The sequence below is a fragment of the Flavobacterium sp. genome (assembly GCF_035456225.1).
GTDB lineage: Bacteria > Bacteroidota > Bacteroidia > Flavobacteriales > Flavobacteriaceae > Flavobacterium.
This window is the reverse complement of sequence record NZ_DATIDM010000110.1, coordinates 1-9,350: the sequence shown is the minus strand read 5'-3', so window position 1 is coordinate 9,350 and position 9,350 is coordinate 1. Positions and strand designations below refer to the sequence as shown.

The following is a 9,350-nucleotide window of genomic DNA, read 5'->3' as shown; positions in this document are numbered from 1 at the left end:
CAATTGCTTTCCGTATTCCACCCCAAACTGGTCATAACTGAAAATGTTCCAAATGACTCCCTGAACAAATATCTTATGCTCATACATCGCTATTAACGATCCAAGCGTTTTAGGCGTCAATTTTCGTATAAGCAAGGTGTTCGTGGGTTTGTTTCCTTCAAATGTCTTAAAAGTGGTTAAAAATCCATTCTGAACCCCATCCTTCTTGACACCTTCCATGCATTTACCTACCAACAAGGCTTCTGTTTGGGCAAAGAAATTAGACATCAGTTTATTGTGATGTTCCTTATTGCCGTGAAGCGATTCCACAAAACCAATAAAATCACATGGAACCAATTTTGTTCCCTGATGAATCAGCTGAAAAAAAGCATGTTGGGCATTGCTTCCCGGTTCTCCCCAAAGGATATTCCCGGTTTGATAATTCACCTGTTTTCCATCGCGATCCATTTGTTTCCCATTACTTTCCATAAAAGCCTGTTGCAGATACGCTGTCAATTTTTTAAGATACTGCGAATAGGGAATAATGGCTTCCGTTTCACATCCAAAAAAATTATTATACCAAACACTCAACAAAGCTAAAATAACCGGTATATTATTCTCTAAAGATTCCGACTCGAAATGCTCGTCCATCTTGTGAGCCCCTTCAAGAAGACTTTTAAAGTTATCATAACCGACCGACAGCGCTATCGACAAACCTACGGCACTCCACATCGAAAAACGACCACCAACCCAGTCCCACATTGGGAACACGTTATCGGTCGTAATACCGAATTGGGTCACCTCTTCAATGTTTGTCGAAACAGCTACAAAATGTTTGGCTACATCTTCCTTTTTAGCTAATGTTAGAAACCAATTTTTAAGAGCTGTAGCATTCGAAATCGTTTCCTGTGTGGTAAAGGTCTTTGAAACCACTATGAACAAGGTAGTTTCCGGATCTAATTTTTTGATGGTTTCCGCAACATGGTCACCGTCTATGTTAGAAACAAAATGCAGGTTCAAATGGTTTTTATAAAACTGCAGGGCTTCCACTGCCATATCCGGACCTAAATCAGATCCGCCAATGCCAATATTAACGACATCCGTAAACGTTTTACCGGTATATCCTTTTCGAGTTCCTGAAATAACAGACTCGGTGAATGCCTTGATTTTTTTCTGTACTGCTTCAATTTCAGGAATAACATTCATTTCATCAATCAAAAGCTCTTTTTGCGAAGTACGCAAGGCAGTATGTGATGCCGCTCTGTTTTCGGTCACATTTATTTTATCACCGGAAAAATACTTCTGAATGCTGTCTTTCAGGTTAATTTCCTCTGCTAAATCCAAAAGCAGCTGAATCGTTTCTGAATTGATCCGGTTTTTAGAATAATCCAACAGGAAATCACCCCATAAAATATGGAATCTTTCAGCCCTGTGGGGATCATTTGAAAACATTTCCTTCATGGAAGCATGTTCCATCACGGCAAAATGCTCCTGAAGTTTTTTCCAGGCTACTGTTTTTGTAGGGTTTGTGTTTATCAGCGCCATTATTCTCCAAATTTAGCTAATGAAACACTATCCAACTCCTTTTTTAACGGAGTTGTTTCGGCGATGAATCGTTCTTTGTATTTTGGGTTCATCGGTTCCGAATTAGGTAATTTTTGACGAAGAGGATCCACCTGAATACCATTTTTCCAGAAACGGTAACAAACGTGAGGTCCGGTCGCCAAACCGGTACTGCCTACCTTGCCGATCACTTGCCCTTGTGTGACATGCTGCCCTTGTCTGACAAGTATCTTTGACATGTGCAGGTATTGTGTCGTGTAGGTTCCGTTGTGCTTTACTTTTACAAAATTTCCGTTACCACCGGTGTAACCTGTCTGTATCACCGTGCCTGAAGCCGTGGTCATGATCGGAGTTCCGGTTGCGGCAGCATAATCGGTTCCGTTGTGTGCTTTCCAGCGGAGTTGAACAGGGTGGAAACGGCTTTTGGCAAAACGAGAGGTAATGTTTACGAATTTTAGTGGCGCTTTCAGGAACATGTTTTTAAGCACTTTCCCTTCTTCATCGAAATAATCGACTCTTTTGGAATTCACGTCCTGTTTGAACGGAAAGGCATAGATTTTTTTTCCTTTGTACTCAAAATAGGAAGCTTCTATGCTTTCTACACCTAGGTATTCACCACCTTCAAGATATTTTTCATTAAGGATTACCGCAAACTTGTCACCTTTCTGAATTTTAAAGAAGTCGATGGACCAGGCATAGATCTTTGACAACTCCGGCGCTAATGCGGATGAAACGCCTTCACGGCTTAAGGTACTGGAAACCGAACCGTCAATGGCTGCTGCAATCACCCTTCGTTTGATAACTACCGGACGTTCTTTTTTATAAACCAATGGGATAGAGTCACGCAAATCCACGACATAATAGCTCATCTTATCCGGCTGATAAATGAATACTTTTAAATCGTTGGGCGCTGTTTTATTTTGAAGTAAAGTAAACGGTTTTCCTATTCGGATGTCGCGAACATCGAAAGAGTCTTTTACTTTTTCGTTGATTTGATGCACCTTGGCCGCATCAAAGCCTTGTTCTCCTAATATTTTACCGAAACTGTCTCCCGATTGTATCGTATCGTGAATTACTTTGAAATCATTCAACTTGAATCCGAATTCGACTACGATTTTCTCTTTTGGGGTTTCGGTTTTTTTGGTTCCTTCTTTTTCTTCTTTTTTGTTACAAGCAAATAATATTAATGATAATAATATGATTGTGACGTATCTCAATTTAGTTGGTTTAATTTGGTTACTTGTTTATTCTCCCCATTTCTCCAATTCTTCTTTCGACCAAAGTTCGGGAAAAAATATCCTTCTTTGGTATTTCGGCAACATATATTTTTTCCAGTCACTTCCGCCGGTAGCTTCATGATTGCCGGGTACACTCTCGATATACTTCACAGCCGCATTATAATGCCCCATAACCCAAGTGATATTCACTGTTCTGTCATAATGACGCATAGCAGCTACCAAATCGGCGTTTTTCTGATCTTCCTCCGGCAATTGCTTAAATTTCTGCCATAGGTTTTTCTGGTTGTATTCCTCCATGAAAGCAAGGAACTCTCCTTTGTATTTCTTCTCGAATCCTTTTAACAAGTATGATTTTTCACCAGTTTCATAATCTTTTCCGCCTGCCTGCCAGTACAGGTGTTCCATAGCATGTTCGTATGGCGTATTACGGTCGATAGTCGCTCTGAAACGGTGATCGATCAGGTTGATCAGATCTGTAGATGCGAATTCAATCAAACGATATTGTGCACTTTGGAAACCACTGGCCGGTGTTAATGTATTTCGGAATTTCAAATACTGCTCAACTTCCATCCCATCACCCATAATATCGAAAGAAGTAGTCAGCATGTTGAAATAACGGCTGATTCTGTTAAGTCTTTCGGCAAAAAACTTTGTAGTTAAGGTTGTCGCGTTGGAAACCTGTTCAATTTCCCATAAAATCATTTTAAACAACAATTCATTTACCTGGTGGTACATGATAAAAACCATTTCATCCGGTAACGTCGTTCTCTGAATTTGTAAATTCAAAAGAGCATCCGTTTGTATGTAATCCCAGTAAGTTATGGGTTTGGCCCAAAGAAGGCCTTCCAAATGCGTTTCGGTTTTTTGATTGATTGTTTTGAATTTTTCATCAATATGATTCAGGGTGTTCTGAATTTCAGGTGTAATTTCCATCGTTATTGTTTTACTTTAACCTTAAAAGAGTTTTTTAATCCTTTGAACCCATCCAAATCGGCCTTTAACGAACCTACTGCCAAACTTGCTTTTATTCGGATCGGCATTTTGTTATCATCATCGGAAATCCAAACCGTTAAGCTTTCCTGCTCCTTAAACACCCTTCCGGATTGTACGTAAGGCCTGAAAACCATTGTTGGAATCGTTCCGAATTTTGTTTCTATGTCTTCTCTTCCGATGTATTTAAGTTTGAATTTATATACCTCATCATCAAAGAACATATCAATGACAATTGACTCGCCAGGAGCCAACTTATCAATTTTCGGATGGTTTCTTAAATAATAAAACGAAGATACAATATCCTGAACATTTTCAGGTACCGTAAATGTTTTTTCGGTACTATTTTTATAATCTTTAACAAGTACAGTATTTTTTGTTTGATTGAAAAAACCTTCCTGATTTTTAGTATATCCGCCTTCGTCTATTTTTCGCAGGTATTGATAAGGCTTTCCGGTTTCTTTATCAAACATGCTTTGATAATCATCGGAAACCTTGAAGAAGAATTTCGTCATCCCAACGGTGTAGCCTTTTCCGACAACATGGTGCACTTTTTTATTGTTCCGAACGGCCTCCCGTATTTCTAAAGTTGCAAACCCGGCATTTACCAGTCCGTAATGGATTCGGAATTTGAAAAATTCGCCTGTCGCGAAAGCATCTTCCTGCCTGGCAGTAGTAAAAGAGACCACAACCCCAAGCAGACTAATTAATGACAGAAGTAGTATCCCTTTTTTCATTGTTCAGAATTTATACGATTTACAACCATAATCTCAAATTTTATTCCAAAATTAGGAAAACAAAAAAACTCAATCAAAAAAATGACTGAGTTTTTATGCTATTAACCAACCAAAAAACTATAAATTATGAAAAATTTACTTACTCCAATGAGGGTTTATGACTTCCTCATTTTCGTGATACAAAAGTAGCTGGTTTTATTGCATAATTGCAACTTAAATTTCAACTTTAACACAACATTAGCAAAAAATCAACTTCTAAAAAGTCAATTTTTACATAATTCGCAATAAAAATATAATTTTTACAACGTTCCTCTCAATTGTTGCTCTCTTTCAATCGATTCGAAAAGTGCTTTAAAATTACCGGCACCAAAGCCTTTTGCCCCCATTCGCTGGATAATCTCAAAGAAAAGTGTAGGACGGTCTTCTACCGGCTTTGTAAAAATCTGTAACAGATAACCTTCTTCATCGGCATCAATCATAATTCCTAATTTTTGAAGTTCATGAATATCTTCTTTGAATTTACTCATGTGATCTTTCAAACGCTCCGGAATTCCATCATAATATGCTTGTGGCGGAGTACTTAAGAACTCAACCCCACGTGCACGCATATCGGCAACCGTTGTCAGGATATCATCGGTAGCAACAGCAATATGTTGAACTCCTTCGTCCTCGTAAAAATCCAAATATTCCTCAATCTGCGAACGCTTTTTTCCTTCTGCCGGTTCATTGATTGGGAATTTAATGCGTCCGTTTCCGTTTGACATTACTTTCGACATCAATGCGGAATATTCTGTCGTAATTTGTTTGTCGTCAAACGAAAGGAAATTCACAAACCCCATGACATCTTCAAACCATTTTACAGCTTCATTCATTCTGTTCCAACCCGTATTTCCAACCATATGGTCAATATATTTTAGTCCAACCGGTTCAGGATTGTAATCCGATTTCCACTCACTATAACCAGGCAAAAAGATACCTTTATAATTTTTTCGTTCAACAAAAACAAAAACTGTTTCCCCATAAGCACCGTAAATACCGGCACGTACTACCTCACCATTTTCATCTTTTTCAACAACCGGCTCAAAATAAGGTTTTGCTCCACGTTTTGTAGTTTCTTCAAAAGCTGAACGCGCATCTTCTACCCAAAGTGCAATGACTTTAACCCCATCTCCGTGCTTTTTTACGTGCTCTCCGATTGGTGAAGCACTGTTTAAAGCAGTTGTTAGTACTAAACGAATTTTATCTTGCTTTAACACATATGAAGCTCTGTCTTTCACTCCGGTTTCCAAGCCTGCATAAGCCAGCGACTGGAATCCGAATGCAGTTTTATAAAAGTGGGCAGCCTGTTTGGCATTCCCTACATAGAACTCCACATAGTCAGTTCCCAACAAAGGAAGAAAGTCCTGTGCTCCTTCAAATATTTTCTCTAATCCGTATTCTACTGATTTTATTTCTTGTGACATGATATTATATATTTTAACAGACCAATAAATGACTGTCTGAAGTTGTGTTTAAATTAATCTAACCAGGATTGGAAATACTTCTCGTCAGCAACTTTCATTGCTTCTTCAGTAACCATTAACGGTTTGAAAGTATCAACCATTACTGCCAATTCCTGCGTGTCTTTCTGACCAATACTTCTTTCGTAAGCTCCGGGGTGCGGTCCGTGAGGGATACCGGCCGGGTGCAGGGAAATATGACCCGCTTCGATATCATTACGGCTCATGAAATCGCCATCTACATAATACAGCACCTCATCGGAATCGATATTACTGTGGTTGTAAGGCGCCGGGATTGCCTGCGGATGGTAATCGTACAAACGAGGCACGAAGGAACATACCACAAACGCATCGGTTTCGAAAGTCTGGTGTACTGGAGGCGGCTGGTGGATTCTTCCTGTTATCGGTTCAAAATCATGAATGGATAATGCATATGGATAGTTATAACCATCATACCCTACCACATCAAACGGATGTGTGGCATAAACCATCTCGATAATTTCGTCCTTCTTTTTCACTTTGATGACAAAATCCCCTTTTTCATCATACGTTTCCAGTTCTTCCGGACGACGGATATCCCTTTCGCAGAACGGAGAATGCTCCAACAATTGTCCGAACCAGTTTCTGTATCGTTTTGGAGTATAAATTGGTCGACGTGATTCGACAATAAACAAGCGGTTGTCTTCGGTGTCGAAATCAATTTTATAGATGATTCCGCGTGGCACAATCAGGTAGTCGCCGTATTTGAAATCCAGGTTTCCGTAGATGGTACGTAGTTTTCCGGTTCCGCGGTGGATGAAAATCATTTCGTCAGAATCGGTATTCTTATAGAAATAATCTGCCATGGATTTTCGGGGTGCGGCCAATACAATATGACAATCCGAGTTGGTAAGTACAATTTTTCTGCTTTCCAGGAAATCGTCTTGCGGGACTACCTCGAAACCTCTTAATCGGTAGGACTGAATATTATTGGCTTTTGCAATTTTAGGTGCAACGCTGTATTGATTTTTGATTTGTTTTACCTGTGTAGGGCGGTGCTCGTGGTAGGAGTTGGTTGACATTCCGTCAAAACCAATGGTTCCGAAAAGCTGTTCATAATACAATTCGCCGTTTTCTTTACGGAATTGTATGTGTCTTTTATGGGGTATATTTCCCAGTTTATGATAAAATGGCATGTTCTTTTAATTTGAAAATTTGAAAATAAAGTAATCTGAAAATAAATTCAAACGATAAAGTTTCAACAAAAGAATAACGCCTCATTCAGGATTTCTCTTGATGAGGAATTTAAGGTGCGCTAATAAACCTATCCAATGTTTATTCATAACAGTACAAATATCGGAATTTATATTGAAACTGAATGATATAAAAAAACCCAAAAAGAAACAGCTTTGTTATACTTTTTGGGTTTTTTGTTATGAAAACAAATTTTTTATTAATTCTTTTTATAACTCATCAGATAAATTAAAGCATGAACCGCCGAAAATATCAACGAGAAATAATATAGGAACGAATCGTCAATTGTCGTATCCGCGTGATGAATAATGGCTACAATAATTAAAATCACAACCATCCCAATTCCTGAAAGCGAAACTACTTTATAACTATTGTTATCAAAAGTCCCTTTGTTTAGCATACTGTTTTTCATTCCGTAGAAAAGGTAAAGATCGAATCCAATCATCATCCAAACAATCAAACGAATCCAGGTATCCAATGGTAAAAACACCATCATGAACAAACACACCATAATCCCTAATATCGGCACTAAAGGCACTAAAGGAGTTCTGAAGGCTCTTGGCGCTTCCGGCATTTTCTTACGCATCACCAATACACCCAAACAAACCAGGATAAAGGCAAATAAGGTACCGATACTGGTCATTTCACCAACGACTCTTGCAGGCACAAAAGCAGCAAACAAACTTACGATTAACATGAACAGCAAGTTATTTTTTGCCGGCGTTCTGAACTTCGGATGTACTTCTGAAAACACTTTAGGCATTAAACCATCTTTACTCATAGAGAAAAACACTCGGCTTTGCCCCATAAGCATAACCAGAATAACCGAAGCATATCCCCCCAAAATTGCCAAAATAATCGCTTTATTCAACCATGGGTAAGCTGGTGTAATCATCCCCGAAGCATCTGCAACCCCCATATTATCAATGGCAATTGCCACAGGCGCAATACCATCGGCACCGGCGAAGGCAGTATAATTAACCACTCCCGTCATTACGTGTGCGAATAAAATATACAAAACCGTACAAATTCCTAACGATAAAAGAATTCCGATTGGCATGTCTCTTTTAGGGTTTTTGGCTTCCTGAGCCGCTGTTGAAACCGCATCGAATCCGATATAAGCAAAGAATACGATGGCTGCTGCACGAATAATTCCGCTAAAACCAAATTCTCCGAATTCTCCCTTATTTACAGGAATGTAAGGCGTGTAATTTTCAGGACGGATATATTGCCATCCCAACGCGATGAAAACAAGAACCACAGTAACTTTCAACATAACGATAATACCGTTGACGAAAGCAGACTCTTTGGTACCACGAATTAAAACTAGCGACATAACCATAACGATTAATACCGCTGGAACATTTATAATTCCTCCTTCAAACGGGGAAAGCATGAAAGCATCATCAATATGTATACCGTAGCCCCCGAGGAATTTTCCGAGATATCGGGACCAACTGATGGAAACTGTTGCAGCTCCCACGGCATATTCAAGAACTAAATCCCATCCGATAATCCAAGCAACAAACTCTCCCATTGTGGCGAAAGAATAGGTATATGCACTACCGGCAACAGGAATCATCGAAGAAAATTCAGCATAGCATAATCCGGCAAAAACACATCCTATAGCAGCTACAATAAATGAAATTGTAATAGCTGGACCCGCATTTGTTGCTGCAGCCATTCCGGTAATTGAAAACAATCCTGCTCCGATAATCGCACCAACTCCTAAAGCAGTTAATCCCGAAGCCGTTAATGTTTTCTTTAATCCCTTTTCAGTATCTGACGCTTCATCAAGCAATAACGCCAGTGGTTTTCTTTTCCAAATAGACATAAATTGAGTTTTTGGTATATTAAGTCTCAAAAATAGACTTTTTTCGAAACATTGTTAAAAAAAAATAAAATTAAAACAAGAAAAGAATGGTTTCTGAGCTGAAAGTCGCTAAAACCAGAACCCTACACTGATCCAGGTGAAGTGATCTCTGGTTTCCGGAGACCAGGTATGTTTTAACTCTATGGGACCAATAAGCGTCTCCATTCCGTAACCGACAGCATAACCGGAGTAAAGTGGACGGGAAATCCAGGTGTCGTCTTCAAAAATAGCATTACCT

At 39.1% G+C, this 9,350-nt stretch carries 8 protein-coding genes; all 8 read right to left on the bottom strand.

The features are described 5' to 3' along the window. A partial coding sequence (gene pgi / locus VLB74_RS06630; protein WP_325202670.1) for a glucose-6-phosphate isomerase occupies window positions 1-1,524 on the bottom strand: 1,524 nt, incomplete at its 3' end. Continuing rightward, the gene (locus tag VLB74_RS06625; RefSeq protein WP_325202669.1) at window positions 1,524-2,759 is read right to left on the bottom strand and encodes a M23 family metallopeptidase; all 1,236 of its coding nucleotides are present in this window, start codon (window positions 2,757-2,759) and stop codon (window positions 1,524-1,526) included. The genes VLB74_RS06625 and pgi, both read right to left, overlap by 1 nt. 27 nt (window positions 2,760-2,786) lie before the next feature. Beyond that, window positions 2,787-3,713 carry a tryptophan 2,3-dioxygenase family protein gene (locus VLB74_RS06620; RefSeq protein ID WP_325202668.1) on the bottom strand — a complete coding sequence of 309 codons (927 nt, stop codon included), beginning with the start codon at window positions 3,711-3,713 and terminating at the stop codon, window positions 2,787-2,789. A 2-nt stretch (window positions 3,714-3,715) separates the two neighbouring features. Beyond that, window positions 3,716-4,507, bottom strand: coding sequence for a DUF3108 domain-containing protein (locus tag VLB74_RS06615; RefSeq protein ID WP_325202667.1), 792 nt, complete (start codon window positions 4,505-4,507; stop codon window positions 3,716-3,718). A gap of 299 nt (window positions 4,508-4,806) precedes the next feature. Then, on the bottom strand, window positions 4,807-5,970 hold the full coding sequence (gene hppD / locus VLB74_RS06610) for a 4-hydroxyphenylpyruvate dioxygenase (protein WP_325202666.1): 1,164 nt from the start codon (window positions 5,968-5,970) through the stop codon (window positions 4,807-4,809). Window positions 5,971-6,023: 53 nt separating this feature from the next. Then, entirely contained in the window at window positions 6,024-7,181 is a 1,158-nt protein-coding gene (locus VLB74_RS06605) for a homogentisate 1,2-dioxygenase (protein WP_325202665.1), read from the bottom strand. A gap of 257 nt (window positions 7,182-7,438) precedes the next feature. After that, the gene (locus VLB74_RS06600) at window positions 7,439-9,073 is read right to left on the bottom strand and encodes an amino acid permease (protein WP_325202664.1); all 1,635 of its coding nucleotides are present in this window, start codon (window positions 9,071-9,073) and stop codon (window positions 7,439-7,441) included. A gap of 108 nt (window positions 9,074-9,181) precedes the next feature. Then, a complete protein-coding gene (locus VLB74_RS06595) occupies window positions 9,182-9,340 on the bottom strand; it encodes a hypothetical protein (RefSeq protein WP_325202671.1) in 159 nt (52 codons plus the stop codon). Window positions 9,341-9,350 lie beyond the last annotated feature (10 nt).

Coding starts and splice junctions, on each gene's coding strand:
- VLB74_RS06620 (WP_325202668.1), bottom strand. CDS start 3,713: ATGGAAATTACACCTGAAATTCAGAACACCCTGAATCATATTGATGAA.
- VLB74_RS06615 (WP_325202667.1), bottom strand. CDS start 4,507: ATGAAAAAAGGGATACTACTTCTGTCATTAATTAGTCTGCTTGGGGTT.
- hppD (WP_325202666.1), bottom strand. CDS start 5,970: ATGTCACAAGAAATAAAATCAGTAGAATACGGATTAGAGAAAATATTT.
- VLB74_RS06605 (WP_325202665.1), bottom strand. CDS start 7,181: ATGCCATTTTATCATAAACTGGGAAATATACCCCATAAAAGACACATA.
- VLB74_RS06600 (WP_325202664.1), bottom strand. CDS start 9,073: ATGTCTATTTGGAAAAGAAAACCACTGGCGTTATTGCTTGATGAAGCG.